Source organism: Butyricicoccus sp. AF18-9LB (assembly GCF_027684505.1).
GTDB classification, from domain to species: Bacteria; Bacillota; Clostridia; order Oscillospirales; family Butyricicoccaceae; genus Agathobaculum; species Agathobaculum butyriciproducens.
In genome coordinates this window covers 149,104-164,813 of record NZ_JAQCWA010000002.1, presented here as the reverse complement: position 1 = coordinate 164,813, position 15,710 = coordinate 149,104, and the positions used below count along the sequence as shown (strand labels likewise).

At 57.3% G+C, this 15,710-nt stretch carries 15 protein-coding genes; 7 read left to right on the top strand and 8 right to left on the bottom strand.

Annotated elements, in window-relative coordinates:
• Positions 1-19 precede the first annotated feature (19 nt).
• From PGY33_RS02700 to PGY33_RS02670, 7 genes are all read left to right on the top strand, one after another.
• Positions 20-211 (top strand): hypothetical protein, encoded by a 192-nt coding sequence (locus tag PGY33_RS02700; RefSeq protein ID WP_117489718.1) that lies wholly within the window; start codon positions 20-22, stop codon positions 209-211.
• A complete protein-coding gene (locus PGY33_RS02695) occupies positions 201-1,766 on the top strand; it encodes a hypothetical protein (protein ID WP_118478078.1) in 1,566 nt (521 codons plus the stop codon). The genes PGY33_RS02700 and PGY33_RS02695 overlap by 11 nt, the downstream gene beginning before the upstream one ends.
• Entirely contained in the window at positions 1,735-2,226 is a 492-nt protein-coding gene (locus PGY33_RS02690; RefSeq protein WP_118478076.1) for a hypothetical protein, read from the top strand. Before PGY33_RS02695 ends, PGY33_RS02690 begins: the two co-directional genes overlap by 32 nt.
• A gap of 48 nt (positions 2,227-2,274) precedes the next feature.
• Entirely contained in the window at positions 2,275-3,306 is a 1,032-nt protein-coding gene (locus tag PGY33_RS02685) for an FN3 associated domain-containing protein (RefSeq protein WP_117751069.1), read from the top strand.
• 119 nt (positions 3,307-3,425) lie between these two features.
• Positions 3,426-3,794 (top strand): hypothetical protein, encoded by a 369-nt coding sequence (locus tag PGY33_RS02680; protein ID WP_110435363.1) that lies wholly within the window; start codon positions 3,426-3,428, stop codon positions 3,792-3,794.
• Positions 3,794-5,614: a hypothetical protein gene (locus tag PGY33_RS02675; RefSeq protein ID WP_118478074.1), complete on the top strand. Its 1,821-nt coding sequence runs from the start codon at positions 3,794-3,796 to the stop codon at positions 5,612-5,614. The genes PGY33_RS02680 and PGY33_RS02675 overlap by 1 nt, the downstream gene beginning before the upstream one ends.
• Positions 5,615-5,630: 16 nt before the next feature.
• A complete protein-coding gene (locus PGY33_RS02670) occupies positions 5,631-6,677 on the top strand; it encodes a hypothetical protein (protein ID WP_118478072.1) in 1,047 nt (348 codons plus the stop codon).
• 350 nt (positions 6,678-7,027) lie between these two features.
• On the opposite strand, the gene eno is transcribed toward PGY33_RS02670, so the two are convergent.
• From eno to PGY33_RS02630, 8 genes are all read right to left on the bottom strand, one after another.
• On the bottom strand, positions 7,028-8,347 hold the full coding sequence (gene eno / locus PGY33_RS02665; protein WP_117489732.1) for a phosphopyruvate hydratase: 1,320 nt from the start codon (positions 8,345-8,347) through the stop codon (positions 7,028-7,030).
• A 251-nt stretch (positions 8,348-8,598) separates the two neighbouring features.
• Positions 8,599-10,332: a 2,3-bisphosphoglycerate-independent phosphoglycerate mutase gene (gpmI, locus tag PGY33_RS02660; protein WP_270477225.1), complete on the bottom strand. Its 1,734-nt coding sequence runs from the start codon at positions 10,330-10,332 to the stop codon at positions 8,599-8,601.
• 116 nt (positions 10,333-10,448) lie between these two features.
• On the bottom strand, positions 10,449-11,219 hold the full coding sequence (tpiA, locus tag PGY33_RS02655; protein ID WP_110435367.1) for a triose-phosphate isomerase: 771 nt from the start codon (positions 11,217-11,219) through the stop codon (positions 10,449-10,451).
• 112 nt (positions 11,220-11,331) lie between these two features.
• On the bottom strand, positions 11,332-12,522 hold the full coding sequence (locus tag PGY33_RS02650) for a phosphoglycerate kinase (protein WP_118360006.1): 1,191 nt from the start codon (positions 12,520-12,522) through the stop codon (positions 11,332-11,334).
• Between the two features lie 223 nt (positions 12,523-12,745).
• The gene (locus tag PGY33_RS02645) at positions 12,746-13,624 is read right to left on the bottom strand and encodes a DegV family protein (RefSeq protein ID WP_118360007.1); all 879 of its coding nucleotides are present in this window, start codon (positions 13,622-13,624) and stop codon (positions 12,746-12,748) included.
• Between the two features lie 11 nt (positions 13,625-13,635).
• On the bottom strand, positions 13,636-14,121 hold the full coding sequence (gene trmL / locus PGY33_RS02640) for a tRNA (uridine(34)/cytosine(34)/5-carboxymethylaminomethyluridine(34)-2'-O)-methyltransferase TrmL (protein WP_270477224.1): 486 nt from the start codon (positions 14,119-14,121) through the stop codon (positions 13,636-13,638).
• Between the two features lie 175 nt (positions 14,122-14,296).
• Positions 14,297-15,217, bottom strand: a complete 921-nt coding sequence (locus PGY33_RS02635) for a hypothetical protein (protein WP_118284635.1) — start codon at positions 15,215-15,217, stop codon at positions 14,297-14,299.
• The gene (locus tag PGY33_RS02630; RefSeq protein WP_118478066.1) at positions 15,138-15,704 is read right to left on the bottom strand and encodes an RNA polymerase sigma factor; all 567 of its coding nucleotides are present in this window, start codon (positions 15,702-15,704) and stop codon (positions 15,138-15,140) included. The genes PGY33_RS02635 and PGY33_RS02630 overlap by 80 nt, the downstream gene beginning before the upstream one ends.
• Positions 15,705-15,710: the final 6 nt, after the last annotated feature.

Here is a 15,710-nt window from a genome sequence, read left to right as displayed (position 1 = left end):
CACAGCAAAGGAGGATTTGATGGAAATTTTATGTTACACGCTGTCTGCGGCGATACTGGTCCTGACCGGTGCAATCATCTCCGGCGGTGTGGTTCTGCCGCGGCGTTTGCCAAAGGAGCACACGGCAGAATCTACGCCGGAGGATACGCTCAGCCGCGATCTGGCGGCGCTGATGAACTACGGACGAGAGGAGGACAACGATGAAATTTGATCCGTCACCGACGGCAATCTGGAAGAAATATGAGCGCGACCGCGACTACAAGCGCTCAATCGGTTTATACGACCGTGTTCGGCGCAACGAGGCGTTTTACCTCGGCAGGCAGTGGGAGGGGCTGCGCGTGCAGTCGCTCGACCCGCTGATCTTCAACGTGCTGCGCCGCTGCGTCAACCTGTTTGTGGCCATGCTGGTCTCCGACGATGTGGCGGTACGCGCCCAGCCGTTTGACATGGATGAGGACGGGCGGCAGACCGCGCATGTGCTCGAACGCGCGTTTGCATCCGCGATCGAGCGTTCGGGTGTCAAGGCACTCGGCCGCCCGCTGCTGAAAAACGCCTGTGTGGACGGTGATGCTTGCTTCTACATGCACTTTGATCCGGCGCTTGAGACCGGTCAGGCGGTTAAGGGCGATATTGCGGTGGAGCTGATCGATTCCACGAACATCTGCTTCGGCAACGCCGCCTGCGATGAGGTACAGCGCCAGCCGTACATTATCATTGCCATGCGGCGCGATGCGGACGAGGTGCGCCGCGAAGCGCGGGAGAACGGACTCTCCGCGGACGAGATCGAAGCCATCCGGCCGGATGACAGCGGCGAATACCACCGTTACCGTACCTCGGCGGACGGCGAGCGCGTGACCTTACTCCTGCACATGCGCAGGACCGAGAACGGCATTGCCTTCTGCAAGACCACGCGGAATGCCGTTGTCATGCCCGAAAAGGTGCTTCCCTATCGGCTGTATCCGGTGACGCATCTGTGTTGGAACCGCGTGCGCGGCTCGTGCCACGGCGAAAGTCCGCTGACCGAGGCCATTCCGAACCAGATCGCCATCAACAAGCTGTACTCGATGTACGTCCAGTGCATCAAGCAGGTGGCGTTCCCTAAGATCGTGTACGACATGACGCGGTTCCCGAACGGCTGGTCGAATGACGTCGGCAAGGCAATCGGCATGCGCGGCAACCCGAACGACGCCATCGCGGCGGCGTTCCGTGCACCGGATATCTCGGCGCAGGTGCTGCAGCTGCTCAAGCAAATGATGACCGATACCGCGGAACTCATGGGCGCAAGCGAAGCCGCACTCGGCACGGTCAATCCGGACAACACCTCGGCAATTATCGCGGTGCAGAACGCAACGGCGGCTCCGCTCGAGCTGACAAAAATGGAGTTCTACCGCTTTACCGAAGACTGGGCGCGCGTGTTTCTCGATCTGATGGGCGCTCACTACGGTGTGCGCACGCTCGTTCTGCCGAACGAGGACGGCGGCGAACCCGAAAAATGCACGTTCGACTTCTCCGCACTCGCCGGACAGGACATGCGCCTGCAGGTGGATGTCGGCGCGGCAAGCTACTGGTCCGAAACCATGCAGACGATGACAAACGATCATCTGCTGGAGAGCGGCGTTATTTCCGACCCGCTCGTATATCTGGAAAACGTACCGGATTATCAGGTACGCGGCAAACACGACCTGCTGCACGCACTCCGCGTACAGCAACAGCAGCAAAAGGAGGCAAACAATAATGCAGAAAACCACAGTGAATCCCAATCCTGAGCAGGAAATGACGGTCAATCCGTTCGCGCAGGAGCAGGCGGCGGAAATCCAGCCGCAGGAAAATGCACAGACCTATCCGGTCGAGGTGGATGGCGATATCGTCGAACTGACGCTCGAAGAGCTGATTGACGCAGCCGCACAGGGACTTTCCAAGCGCAACGCGTACATTCGCCGCAACCGCGCGGCAAACGCCATGCCGAACGGCCAGATCTACGCCGCATTCGTCGAGGAATATCCCGATGTCCGTCCCGAGGACATTCCGCAGCAGGTATGGGAGTGGGCGCAGCAGGAAGGCTCGCTCGTATCCGCGTACCGCAAGTGGGAGATTGCCGAGTTGAGAGACGAACTCGCCGCCCTCGAGATGAACCAGAAGAACCGCCGTGCGGCGGTCGGTCCGGCGCAGTCGGACGGGGAACCCACGGGAGCGGATCCGGTCACCCTCGCTTTGCTCGGCAAGTAACATTCTCATTACTTCACGATTTAACATTTATATAGGAGGTAAATTTTTATGGCTATCAATCTCGCAAGCAAGTATTCCGACCAGATTGCGGAGGTATTCACCCGTGCGTCCTTCATCAAGGGCAAAACCGCGGAGACGTATGACCTGACCGGCGTGAAAACGCTCAAGGTTTACACCCCGATCACGGTGGAGGAGGTCGATTACGACCGTGACGGCGGTCTCAAGCGCTACGGCGATGTGACCGAAATGCAGGACGTGGTGCAGGAACTGACCATGACGCAGGACAAGGCGTTCACCCTGACCATCGACAAGGGCAACAACCTCGATCAGAATCTGGTCAAGAACGCCGCCGACATGCTGCGCCTGCAGCTGAATGAGAAGTCCACGCCGGCGGCGGACAAGTACGCATTCAAGCGCTTTGTCACCATGGCGGGCAGCATTGTGGAAAGTGCAAAGCCGACCAAGGCGAATATCATCAGCAAGATTGCGGATGCGTCGCAGGCACTTGACGATGCGCTTGTGCCGGACGACAACCGCTATCTGTACCTGACCAGCGAAATGTACAAGCTGGTGTGCACCTCGGACGAGTTTGCCGGTGTGGACGTGCTGGCGCGTCAGTCCATCGCCAAGGGCGTGTGCGGCGAGGTATTCGGCATGAATGTCGTCCGCGTTCCCAAGAGCTATCTGCCGGAGGACGTGTACTTCCTCGTTGCACACAAGGATGCCGTGCTCATGCCGTACAAGATCGCGGATGCCAAGGTGCACGAGGACCCGGTCGGCGTATCCGGTGCGCTGATCGAGGGCCGTCACTACTACGACGCGTATGTGCTCGGCGCAAAGTGCGGCGGCGTATATGCACTGGTCGATGAGGACTGCCGCTCGAGCGCACCGACCATCAGCCAGGGCAAGATCACCGCGTTCGGCAAGGTGCGCTACACCCTGGACGGCTCGGATCCGCGCTACTCGGATTCCGCGAAGGATTATGTTGCCGGCACCGTGCTGACGCCTGAAACCGGCTGCAAGATCCGCGCATACTGCGTGCAGTCCGGCGCGTATCCGTCCGAGGTAGCGGAAGGCTAAATTCAAATAGCAGATAAGAGTTAGGAGTGAGGATATAGGAGTTTTTCTTCGTTTACTTCTCACTCCTTCTCCTAACTTCTCACTGTATCCAATGAACCCATCACAAAGGAGGTAACCCTATGACCGGAACCGAATGCTTTCGTGCAGCGCTGAATATTTTATCCGAAACACCGGACAGCGGCGTGTATTACGAGCAGTTTGCGCTCGGTGCGCTCAACCAGCTGTTAGCGAACAGCCTGCGCGAGATGAACGCAGAACGTGCGTCTGACGGCAAAGACGTGCTGCTTGTGCCGCCGCGCATGACGGCGCTGACCGAGGAGCTGCCCGCCGGCGACTGGCTGGCGCGCGAATGTTTTCCGTACGGACTGGCGGCGCTGCTTGTCGCGGATGACGACAAGGCCAAGTTTAACTGGGCGGCAACCGAGTACAGCGAACGCCTGCTGAGTCACTGTCCCGCGCAGTTTACCGCCGTGCAGGAGATGATTTAATGCGAAGCTATGAATTTCCCTATCCGGAGGCCGAGCAGCAGACCGTGGTCAGCCGGTTCGGCGGCATCGACTGCCGCACGCATCCGACCAAGGTTTCCCTCTCCCGCTCGCCGGATATGCAGAACATGATCTGCGACCAGAACGATTTTCTGGTAAAGCGCACCGGATGGCGCACACAGGCGCAGTTTAACGCACCCATCTACGGGTTATTCGCCATGCCGGACGGTGTGGGCTGTGCCGTTCATGCGGGTGCAAAGCTGTATTTTCGGGCGCCGGACGGCACGCAGACCGAGCTGTGCGCAGACATGAACGAGGCGTTTTCCCAGTCGTTTACGATGAAGGGTGTACTCTATCTGATGGACGGCAAAACCTATCGTGCGGTGCGCAAAAGCAGCAAAAATACGGCCTGGGAAGCCGTTTCCGTATCCGGCACAGCCTATGTGCCGACCACGACCATCTCTGCGGCGCCGACCGGCGGCGGCACCAGCTACGAGGCAGTAAATCTCTTGACGCCTAAGCGCATCAACACCTTTATCGGGGACGGCACGGCGACCCAGTTCAAGGTGGACGCGACCGACCTCGACGCAACAGCTGTCACGGCTGAGGTAAACGGCTCGGCGGTTACCGTTTCGGCGGTCAACCGCTCGACCGGTCTGGTAACGCTGGCCGCTGCTCCGGCAAACGGAAACGGTCTGGCAAATGTGTCCATCGCGTTTGCCAAAACCGTCAGCGGGCATGCGGACAAGATCAACAAATGCCGCTTTGCCGGGCTGTACGGCGGCAAAAACGACACGCGCGTGTTCCTCTCCGGCAACCCGGACGAGCCGGACTGTGACTGGCAGAGCGGCCTATACGACCCGACCTACTTTCCGGACACCGGCTACACCCGCATGGGCACGGACGCATCTGCGATCGTCGGCTATCTCAAGCAGTACGAAAGTCAGGTCGTGGTCAAGTCCGGCGGCGCACAAGAGGCGACCAGCTATCTGCGCACCTACATGATGGCGGATGACGGTTCCGCGCTGTATCCGCTCAAGCAGGGCGCGCAAGGTGAAGGCGCGATTTCGAGCCGCTGCTTCGCCGTGCTGAACGACCTGCCGCTGTATCTCTCGGCAAGAGGTGTGCAGGGCGTGTACGGCACCGCCGTTGCCGAACAGCGGACGATCCGCTCGGTATCCGATGCCATTGTGCCGAAATTATCGCAGGAGGCCGACCTCCAAAACGCCTGTGCGGTGGTATTTGAGGGCAAATATTATCTGGCAGTAAACGGACACATTTATGTCGCGGACGGCTCTCTGACCGAGGAAAACGGCGATCCGGCGTGGTTTTTCTGGGTCAATGTGCCTGCACAGTGTCTGGCGGTGCTGAACGGTCAGCTGTGGTTCGGCACGGCAGACGGCCGGCTGTGCCGCTTTGCCAAAAGCGAGGAGGAGCACGCCTATCTTGATGACACGGCGGCGATTGCCGCGTACTGGCGCACGCCTACCCTGCCGCTCTCCGACTGGAGCCGCTTCAAGACCGTGCGGGACGTGATTCCGACGCTCATGCCGCATTCGCGCTCGGGCGCGACCGTGCAGTACGAGAACGAAAACGGTGCCCAGCTTGCGCTTTCCCGCAATATGGACCTGTTTTCCTTCCGCACACTGGATTTTTCGCGGTTCTCCTTCCGGTGCATTCCGGGTGCGGTGACGTACCGCACCCGATGGAAGCAGCACCGCAGTCCGCTGTTTGCCGTGCGCATCGGCAACGACCGGCCGGATGAGCCGTTTGGTCTGCTCGCGCTCACCATCCGCTGGACACAGGGTCAGACCGTAATTTAGAAAGGAGGATTCCCCTTTGGCAATCATCAAATCAACTTCCACACGCCGAACATCAACGATAAAGTCAACCGCATCCAAGTCCACTTCGACTAAGACGGCGACAAGCAAATCGACGTCGAGCAAGTCCTCCGGCACGCTCAATTCCAATGGCTACCGCGACAATTTTGACTACTCGGCGGCGATCGCCGGCACGACTGATTCAGCGAAACGCCAGCAGCTGCTGAGCGAACGCCAGAACAAGATTGACTCACTCGGTCTCGGCGGCAAGGTTGCATCCAACGACGCGGTTTCGACGTGGAACGGCACCTACCGTCCGTACTCGGTTTCAAGCACAACAACCGGTGCAAACCGCGTCAGCAGCCTGTATGATGCGGCGGAAAATGCCCGTTTCAAGCGATTTGAGACCGCCCGCAGCCGCATTGCAAGGCAGCTGGAGAGCAATCTCGCATCCATCGAGAACGACTACGCCGCCGGTATGCGTCAGACCGATATCAATGCCCGACAGTCCGCAGTGAATAACGAGGAAAAGCTGGCGGCGCTCGGACTTAACATGGGCGCACGAGAGCAGGCGACCACCAGCGGCATGGCGGAGACCAGCCGTATCGCGGTGGACAACCGGTACCGCAGCGACCTGAATGCGCTCGGCCAGGCGCGTCTGTCCGCGCGTGCGGCGGCGCAGAATGCTGCCGATGAACAGACCGCAGCCGCCGAGAGCAGCTACTATACCGCATCGGAAAATGCAGCGCTCCAGCAGGCACAGGCGGCGCTGAGCCAGTTTAACGCCGACCGCGATTACGGCTTGTCCGTAGCCGGTCTGACCGGCTTCCTGAACGGCACGCCGACACTGAACTGGCGCAATTATCAGCTGAATGTCAGCAGTGCGGCGGCGAATGCACAGACCCGTGCCTACGAGCAGGCGCTTGAGCGCTGGAAAACCAGCGGCTACGTACGGCAGGGTGACGCGGCGATCCTCGGTGTGCCTGCCGGAACGCCGACCGCCGATGTCAGCTACAAGAACGCAGCACTTGCGCTGCAGCGATGGAAGAACGGCTACGGCGGTTGATTTTCTCAAGTCGCGTCTATCCGAAAAAACAAATCACCTCTGCACACAAGGTGCAGAGGTGATTTATGATAAAGAAATGAAAATGTGAGCAATTTTAACCAAAACAGCCAGATTCTCCGTTTCAGCACAGAGAATTCGCTATGTTACTGCAGTTATGATAGCACAGGTTTGTCCGTCCGTCAACCCAAGCGCAAGAATTTACTATATATTCGCAAGAAATTTCTATATAAAAAGGCTCAATCATTACATCAGAAATCCTTCATCCCACAGCTTTTATGATTGAGCCATAAAAAAACCGCACGCAAAAGCGTGCGGTTTTCTCATATTGCAGTAACGGTAAGGACGGAGACTTACTTGTTCTTCAGGTTGAAGAAAGCCTTCTTGCCCAGGAACTGTGCAACATCCTCGCCCAGCTCTTCCTCGATGCGGAGCAGCTGATTGTACTTTGCAACGCGGTCGGTACGAGACGGAGCACCGGTCTTAATCTGGCCAGCGTTCAGTGCAACAGCGATGTCAGCAATGGTAGCATCCTCGGTCTCGCCGGAACGGTGGGATACAACTGCAGTGTAGCCGGCACGGTTAGCCATCTGGATAGCATCCAGGGTCTCGGTCAGGGAGCCGATCTGGTTAACCTTGATCAGGATGGAGTTAGCAACGCCAAGCTCGATGCCCTTGGACAGACGAGCGGTGTTGGTTACGAACAGGTCGTCGCCAACCAGCTGGATCTTGTCGCCCAGAGTCTTGGTCAGCATAGCCCAGCCTTCCCAGTCTTCCTCTGCCATGCCGTCCTCGAGGGAGATGATCGGGTACTTCTCAGCGAAGTTCTTCCACATCTTAACCAGCTGCTGCTGAGTCAGCTTCTTGCCGGACTTCGGCTGGATATAGCACTTCTCCTCGTCGTTCCACCACTCGGAGGAAGCAGCGTCGATCGCGATCATGAAGTCCTCGCCCGGCTTGTAGCCAGCTTCTTCGATTGCCTGAACGATAACCTTCAGAGCATCCTCGTCCTTCTTCAGGTTCGGAGCGTAGCCGCCCTCATCGCCTACACCTGCTGCCGGAGTGCCGTTCTCCTTCAGGGTGGTCTTCAGCTGATGGAATACCTCTGCACAGCGGCGCAGAGCCTCGCGGAAGGACGGAGCGGAAACCGGCATGATCATGAATTCCTGAATCTCAACGTTGTTGGTAGCGTGTGCGCCGCCGTTGAGGATGTTCATCATCGGCATCGGCAGGGTCTTAGCGTTGCAGCCGCCGATGTAGTTGTACAGCGGCAGGCTCAGAGCCTCTGCAGCAGCCTTGGCAACAGCCAGGGATACGCCGAGGATAGCGTTTGCGCCGAACTTGGTCTTGTTCGGGGTGCCGTCAGCCTCGATCATAGCCTTATCGATTGCCTGCTGGTCGAGAGCGTTCATGCCGATAACAACCTCAGCGATCTCGCCGTTTACAGCGTCAACAGCCTTGAGTACGCCCTTGCCGTTGTAGCGGGACTTGTCGCCGTCACGCAGCTCGCAAGCCTCGAAGATACCGGTGGAAGCACCGGACGGAACAGCAGCGCGGCCCATGTATGCGCCGGTGTCGCCCTCAACGTAAACCTCAACCTCAACGGTCGGGTTGCCGCGGGAGTCCATAACTTCGCGGCCGATTACATCAACAATTTCAATGTAGCCCTTCATAATTCTTTCTCCTTCTTATTATAAAATAAAATGGTTGGCTAACGAAACAGCAAAAATCACATTTTTGCTGCGCCGCGCGCACGCGGCGATAAAATTCCCCATAAAAGTCCAGCTCTGCCGGACTTTTATACCACTGCTTCGGAACACATGTCCCGAACCGTCTTTGCCGTGCAAAGATGAGGGGGATATCCGAAAAAGTTTCCTTGGGAACTTTTTCGGTATCTAAGGGGGACAGCGTCCCTCTTAGAGGCTCACTTTACGAGCAGCGAGTGACCCGTCATCTCCTCCGGCTGCTTGAGACCCATCATATCCAGCATGGTGGGAGCCAGATCAGCCAGTACGCCGCCTTCTGCCAGCTTGCCCTCGTGACCGATCATTACAAGCGGCACCGGATTAGTGGAGTGTGCGGTGAACGGAGTAACACCATCGGCATCGAGCATCTGATCGACGTTGCCGTGGTCGGCAGTGATCAGGCACTGGCCGCCCATCTTGAGGATGGCATCAACGACCTTGCCTACACCGTCATCGGTAGCCTCAATCGCCTTTACGGCAGCCTCGAATACGCCGGTGTGACCGACCATATCGCAGTTTGCGAAGTTGAGGATAACAACGTCGTACTTGCCGGACAGGATGCGCTTTACGCACTCCTCGGTAACGGCAGGCTCGCTCATCTCCGGCTGGAGATCGTAGGTTGCGACCTTCGGGGACGGGATCAGAGCACGATCCTCGCCCGGGTACTCCTTCTCAACGCCGCCGTTGAAGAAGAACGTAACGTGTGCGTACTTCTCGGTCTCGGCAATGCGGAGCTGGGTCATACCCAGATCGGAGATATATTCACCGAACGTGTTCTTCAGGCTCTGCGGCTTGAAGGCGATTTCCACGCCCGGAATAGTAGCATCGTACTGCGTCATGCAGACGTAGTGAATCTTAGGCTGTACGCGCTCAAAGCCGGTGAACTCCGGATCAACGAATGCACGGGTGATCTCACGTGCACGGTCGGGACGGAAGTTTGCGAAGATGATCGCGTCGTCATCCTTGACGGTCGCGCCCTCGGTAACGATAACCGGAACAACGAACTCGTCGGTTACGCCGTTTGCGTAGGACTGCTCCATGGCCTCGTGTGCGGTAGCAGCGTGCTCGCCCTCGCCGAGTGCAATGGCGTTGTACGCCTTCTGCACACGATCCCAGCGGTTATCACGGTCCATTGCATAGTAACGGCCGGATACGGTTGCGATGCAGCCGACCTCGACAGCGTCGATCTTAGCCTGCAGGCGGTCGATATACTCGATACCGGACTGCGGCGGCGTGTCGCGGCCGTCCATGAAGCAGTGGAAGCAAACCTTGCGCAGACCATTGCGGCGTGCCAGCTCGAGCAGCGCGAACATGTGGTCAATGTGGGAATGCACACCGCCGTCAGACAGCAGACCGAAAATGTGCAGGGTGGAATCGAACCACTTGCACTGGTTGATCGCGCTCATCAGAGCCGGATTCTCGAAGAAATCGCCGTCCTGGATGGCCTTGGTGATGCGGGTCAGCTCCTGATATACAATGCGGCCTGCACCGATGTTGGTGTGGCCAACCTCGGAGTTGCCCATCTGGCCGTCCGGCAGACCAACGTCCAGACCGGATGCACCGATATATGTGAGCGGGTTCTCTGCGAAAATCTTATCAAGATTCGGCTTTTTAGCAGCCTCGATGGCGTTGCCCTTGGTCTCCTCGCGGTGACCGAAGCCGTCCATGATAATCAGAGCGGTCGGCTTCTTCGGGCCCTCTGCCTTCTTGGCAGCAGCGGTGGCTGCCTTGGGCTTGCGGCCGCGCTTTGCTGCCGGCTTTTTCTCCTCGGCAGTCTTAGCAGCCGTCTTGCGAGTACGCTTTGCCGCCGGCTTTTTTGCAGGAGCCGGATCTGCCAGAACATTAACCGGTGCGGAAGTCTTGATCTCGACTACCTCTACCTCCGGCATGCCCGGCATAGTGGTTTTTTTCATACTGATAAAACTCCTTTACAGAAGCGAACGATAAGAGAATAAAAGGGGACACGATATGCACCATGTCCCCCTCCGCAAAACGGTGAGGGAGCGTTTCCCTTTCCCGTATCCTTATCTTACTGGTTAGCTGCTTCTACGATGGTAGCGAAGTCAGCGCTCTTCAGGGAGGCACCGCCGATCAGGCCGCCGTCAACGTCCGGCTGAGCCAGCAGCTCGGAAGCGTTCTTCGCGTTCATAGAACCGCCGTACTGGATGGTGATGCCGCGTGCAGCGCGTGCGCCGTACTTCTCGCGCAGGCAGTCACGGATAGCGGAGCAAACCTCGTTAGCCTGCTCTGCGGTAGCGGTCTTGCCGGTACCGATTGCCCAGATCGGCTCGTAAGCGATAACGACCTTCTTGATGTCCTCAACAGCTACGTTCTGCAGAGCGATCTTGATCTGCTTGCGGATAACTTCCATGGTAACGTCCTGCTCGCGCTCGGTCAGAGACTCGCCTACGCACAGGATCGGGCGCAGACCGTTCTCAAGAGCGACCTGAACCTTCTTGCCGCAAGCCTCGTCGGTCTCGTTGAAGTACTGACGGCGCTCGGAGTGGCCGATGATAACGTACTTAACGCCCAGCTCCTTGAGCATGTCAGCGGAGATCTCGCCGGTGAACGCGCCGGACTTCTCGAAGTGCATGTTCTCAGCGCCGATTGCAATCTTGGAGCCCTTAGCAGCCTTTACAGCAGCCTGAATATCGGTAAACGGTACGCAAAGAACCATCTCGCACCACTTGGTCTTGGACAGGAGCGGCTTCATCTCTTCGATCAGAGCCTTTGCCTCTGCCGGAGTCTTGTTCATCTTCCAGTTGCCGGCGATAATGGTCTTACGATATCTGCGATTCATGTTGGTTTTACCCCTTTCAAACATTCGGACGGACATTTCCGTCTTAAATCTTTATGTATTTATACGGAGCGCTCAACAGAACGCGCTCCGATATAAAGCGTTCCTAATGGACTTACTTGTCCTGCAGGCATGCGATGCCCGGCAGCTCCAGACCCTCGAGGAACTCCAGAGAAGCGCCGCCGCCGGTGGAGATGTGGGTCATCTTGTCAGCAAAGCCCAGCTTCTCAACAGCAGCTGCGGAGTCGCCGCCGCCGATGATGGAAACAGCCTTGCTCTCAGCGATTGCCTTGGCAACAGCCTTGGTGCCGACTGCGAAGGTGTCAAACTCGAATACGCCCATCGGACCGTTCCAAACAACAGTGCCTGCGTCCTTGACAGCCTCGGAGAACAGCTCTACGGTCTTCGGGCCGATGTCCATGCCCATCATGTCAGCCGGGATCTTGCCAGCCTCGTATACGACCGGAGCAGCGTCCGCGCCGAAGTGATCTGCACAAACGGTATCAACCGGCAGAAGCAGCTTAACGCCCTTGTCAGCAGCCTTCTTGAGCAGGCCAAGTGCCAGCTCGATCTTGTCTTCCTCACAGAGAGAGGTACCGATCTCGCCGCCCTTTGCCTTGGAGAAGGTGTAGGCCATGCCGCCGCCGATGATGATGGTGTCGCACTTGTCGATCAGGTTCTCGATAACGCCGATCTTGTCGGAAACCTTAGCGCCGCCCAGGATTGCAACGAACGGACGAGCCGGGTCGCTCAGAGCCTTGCCCATGATGGAGATTTCCTTCTTGATCAGGAAGCCGCATACAGCCGGCAGGTAATCTGCGATGCCTGCGGTGGAAGCGTGTGCACGGTGTGCGGTGCCGAATGCGTCGTTGACGTAAATGTCAGCCATGTCAGCCATAGCCTTTGCCAGCGCAGCGTCGTTCTTGGTCTCGCCCTTTTCAAAGCGAACATTCTCAAGCAGAACGACCTCGCCCGGCTTAACCTCAGCGGCCAGCTTCTTAGCGTCCTCGCCTACAACGTCCTTTGCCAGCTTGACTTCCTTGCCAAGCAGCTCGCTCAGGCGCTTAGCGACCGGAGCCAGCGAATACTTCATGTTTACTTCGCCCTTCGGACGGCCGAGGTGCGAGCACAGGATTACAGCAGCGTTGTGATCCAGCAGGTAGTTGATGGTCTCCAGCGAAGCACGGATGCGCTTGTCATCGGTGATGTTGCCGTTCTCGTCCTGCGGTACGTTAAAATCGCAGCGGGCAATTACCTTCTTGCCGGATACGTCGATATCCTCAACGCTCTTCTTGTTATACTGCATAAATATCCCTCTCCTTTAAGATGTATTATAAAGTTACGATAAGGAACAAAAGCACGAACTTATTACTTAAATAATTCCGTTTCCAATACAGAATTATACTCGTAATTCGTGCCATTCGCAAGCAAAATTGTGAAAATCATCACATTCCAACTCGCTTTTAGAGGATTTTTGCGTTTTTCGCCAAAAAGTTGCGAAATATTAAACAACATTCACAATTTTTGCATCAATCCCGCGGCGTTCCATAATACGCTACAGCCATCGCCAGCGGACCAGTATTTGTCAGAACCGAGGGACCGATCACTACGCGTTCCACATCGCGGAATCCAATTTCGGTACGCAGACGCTTTTCCATTTCATCCAGACGCTCGGCGGGTACGTCGCCGTAGAGCAGGATAGCCGTCTGCTTATCCGGCTGCACCACACGGGCGGAGACTTTTTTGCTCATTCCGGCAACGAGTGCCTTCTCACCGCGCACCTTGTCACACACCTTTACAGCACCGTCATACACATGGCTGATGGGCTTGAGACCGAGCGCCTCACCCACGAAGGCCGCGCCGCCCGAAATACGGCCGGACTTCTTGAGGAACTTGAGGCTGTACACACCGAGGTAGGCTTCCACGCGGTTCAGACGGCTCTTTACCACGCTGACGATCGCGTCGAAGCTCTCGCCCTGCTCGCGCATTTCGGCAGCCTTGACAACAATGTGTCCGTAAATGTAGGTGTAGGTCTTGGAGTCGATGACCTCGATGGTCATTTTGCCTTCCCCCTGCTCCTCCTCGAACATGGATTTTGCAAGGCACGCCGCCTGATAAGTACCCGATCCGCCGCCGTTGATGAGCACTGCCAGCAGATGCGTGCAGCCGCGCTCAAATGCACGGTTGTAGGACTCGAGGAATACAGTCGGCGTAGTCATGGCCGTGCCGGGAATCTCGCTGCTGGTCTCGAGCAGCCTGCAGTAGTCCTCGGATGTGATGTCGTAATATTCGCGGAAGCTGCGTCCCTCATGCGTCAGCATGATCGGAACGATCTCGATTCCGTGGGCTTCCACCAGCTCGTGTGGGATATCCGACGAGGAATCGGTCAAAATATGAATCTTTTCCATTCTTTACTCCTTTATGCCTGTGGGAACGGTCCCGCAAGTCTCAGATTTTCAAAGCCGGTCTGCCGCAGTGCCTCAAACACGATAACAGCGACCGAGTTAGACAGATTAAGGCTGCGCGCGCCCTCTCTCATGGGAATGCGGATGCAGCGTTCCGGGTGCTCGATGAGCAGCGCTTCCGGCAGACCGCTGGTCTCTTTGCCGAACATCAGGTAGTCGCCGTCGCGGTATTCCACCTCATGATAGGCGTGCGGCGCCTTTGTTGTCGCATAGAAGTAGCGGCCGTCCGGATTTTTCTCAAAAAATTCATCCAGATTTTTATACATACGCACATCGAGCAGATGCCAGTAGTCCAGACCGGCACGCTTCATGCGCTTATCGTCGATAGCAAAGCCGAGCGGCTCGACCAGATGCAGCACACAACCTGTCGCCGCACAGGTGCGGGCAATGTTGCCGGTGTTCTGCGGGATCTCCGGCTCGACCAAAACAATGTTGAGCATACTTTCGCCTCATTTACGAACTAAACTTCTTCTATTTTATGCGATAACACCGTATTTTTCAAGGTATATTCCCATTTTTCCGCAAAAAAGTTTCCTCTGAACACAAGATTCAGAGGAAATTTTCATGCACTATACTAATTTTTGATGATTTTGAACGAACGGCACATATCTTCAATTACTCAATATCCGCATAGACGCCATAGATATAGCCTTCCGCTGCAGCCTGCTCATCGGTCAGCACTTCGCCGGTAAGGCTCGGACCGGACGTATCGTCCTTGTATTCCACGCCCAGCTTGCCGGTGTGCAGCGTCATCGAGCGGGTCTGCTCCGAGCCGTCAGTAAAGGTGATGGTAACGGTCAGCTTTGCGCCCTCAAAGCCGTCCACGGCCGCGTGCCACGAATCCTGCAGATCATCGTCCGTAGTTTCCGGCTGGCTGGGCAGCCACAGACCGTAGCCGGCGTCCGGGTCGTACTCGTCGGTGAAGCCGTTGTCCAGCTTCCAGCACAGGTCGGCGTACATATGCATCTCGTCACTGCCCCAGACCATGATCCGGTCTGCACCGTCGAGTTCGGGGTTCGTGCCCTGATGCATCGAGCGCACCCACTCGTCACGGTCGGCCGATGTATCCTTGACGGTTTTCGTGCGGTAGACTGCGCCCTTGTCGATGGTCGCGGATACGGTCTTGATATTCTCACCGGTGACTTTGAACAGACAGCCGGAGTAAAAACCCTTTTCCGGATCGTCTGCGCCGCTGCCGGTGTCGAACACGATTTTGCTGTCCTTCGGCTGACGCAGCTCGCCGGTGTCGGCGGCATAGGCCGCAAAGCCGAATGTGTGACTGATGGCATCCGCTACGACTGCACTGCCGGTCTGCGCGGTGCCATTATGCGTGCGATAAACCGCCGTACCGCCCAGCACAATACCGAACGCGCAGGCTGCCGCCAGAAGGCGCTTTGCCATTCCCCACGGATGGCGCGGCACCGCATGCAGCGGTTCGTTCGTCAGCTTACGCGCTTCACGAGCTGCTGCCAGCGTGCGCTCCTTGAGCTCCTGCGGAGCCTTGATGTCCTTCAGTTCGTTCCAGTTGTTCTTCATCGTAAGATCCCTCCAAATCCAGCTTTAATTGCTTTCTTGCGCGATGCAGCCGCGTGCGTACCGTTGCCGGACGGCATCCGACCATTTCCGCGATTTCCTCTGTACGGTAGCCCTCCACATAGTGCAGCCACACCGCGATTCGCTGATCGTCCGGCAGCGCGTGTACCGCCTGCCACAGCTCGCTGCTGCTTTCCGGTTCCGGAGCGGCAGCATCCGCGGCAGCTTCCATCGGTGCGGTGCGCTTAAACCACGCCGACCGGCGAAGATCGGCGCACCGGCTGAGCGTTACGCGCAGCAGCCATGCTTTCAGGTGCTCGGTGTCGCGGAAATCGGTGTCGTCCCGCAGCAGCCGGAGAAAGACTTCCTGATAGACGTCCTCTGCGTCCGCACGGCTGTTCAGTCTGCACAAAGCTAAGCGGTAGACCGCGTCGCCGCAGGTGACCATCGCCTGCTGCAGAAATGCGTCTGACCTGAGTGTTGTCTGCATTGCTCT

What these genes read in the sequence shown, in the direction of transcription:
- PGY33_RS02700 (WP_117489718.1), top strand. Translation starts at nt 20, where the DNA reads ATGGAAATTTTATGTTACACGCTGTCTGCGGCGATACTGGTCCTGACC.
- PGY33_RS02695 (WP_118478078.1), top strand. Translation starts at nt 201, where the DNA reads ATGAAATTTGATCCGTCACCGACGGCAATCTGGAAGAAATATGAGCGC.
- PGY33_RS02690 (WP_118478076.1), top strand. Translation starts at nt 1,735, where the DNA reads ATGCAGAAAACCACAGTGAATCCCAATCCTGAGCAGGAAATGACGGTC.
- PGY33_RS02685 (WP_117751069.1), top strand. Translation starts at nt 2,275, where the DNA reads ATGGCTATCAATCTCGCAAGCAAGTATTCCGACCAGATTGCGGAGGTA.
- PGY33_RS02680 (WP_110435363.1), top strand. Translation starts at nt 3,426, where the DNA reads ATGACCGGAACCGAATGCTTTCGTGCAGCGCTGAATATTTTATCCGAA.
- PGY33_RS02675 (WP_118478074.1), top strand. Translation starts at nt 3,794, where the DNA reads ATGCGAAGCTATGAATTTCCCTATCCGGAGGCCGAGCAGCAGACCGTG.
- eno (WP_117489732.1), bottom strand. Translation starts at nt 8,347, where the DNA reads ATGAAGGGCTACATTGAAATTGTTGATGTAATCGGCCGCGAAGTTATG.
- gpmI (WP_270477225.1), bottom strand. Translation starts at nt 10,332, where the DNA reads ATGAAAAAAACCACTATGCCGGGCATGCCGGAGGTAGAGGTAGTCGAG.
- tpiA (WP_110435367.1), bottom strand. Translation starts at nt 11,219, where the DNA reads ATGAATCGCAGATATCGTAAGACCATTATCGCCGGCAACTGGAAGATG.
- PGY33_RS02650 (WP_118360006.1), bottom strand. Translation starts at nt 12,522, where the DNA reads ATGCAGTATAACAAGAAGAGCGTTGAGGATATCGACGTATCCGGCAAG.
- PGY33_RS02645 (WP_118360007.1), bottom strand. Translation starts at nt 13,624, where the DNA reads ATGGAAAAGATTCATATTTTGACCGATTCCTCGTCGGATATCCCACAC.
- trmL (WP_270477224.1), bottom strand. Translation starts at nt 14,121, where the DNA reads ATGCTCAACATTGTTTTGGTCGAGCCGGAGATCCCGCAGAACACCGGC.
- PGY33_RS02635 (WP_118284635.1), bottom strand. Translation starts at nt 15,217, where the DNA reads ATGAAGAACAACTGGAACGAACTGAAGGACATCAAGGCTCCGCAGGAG.
- PGY33_RS02630 (WP_118478066.1), bottom strand. Translation starts at nt 15,704, where the DNA reads ATGCAGACAACACTCAGGTCAGACGCATTTCTGCAGCAGGCGATGGTC.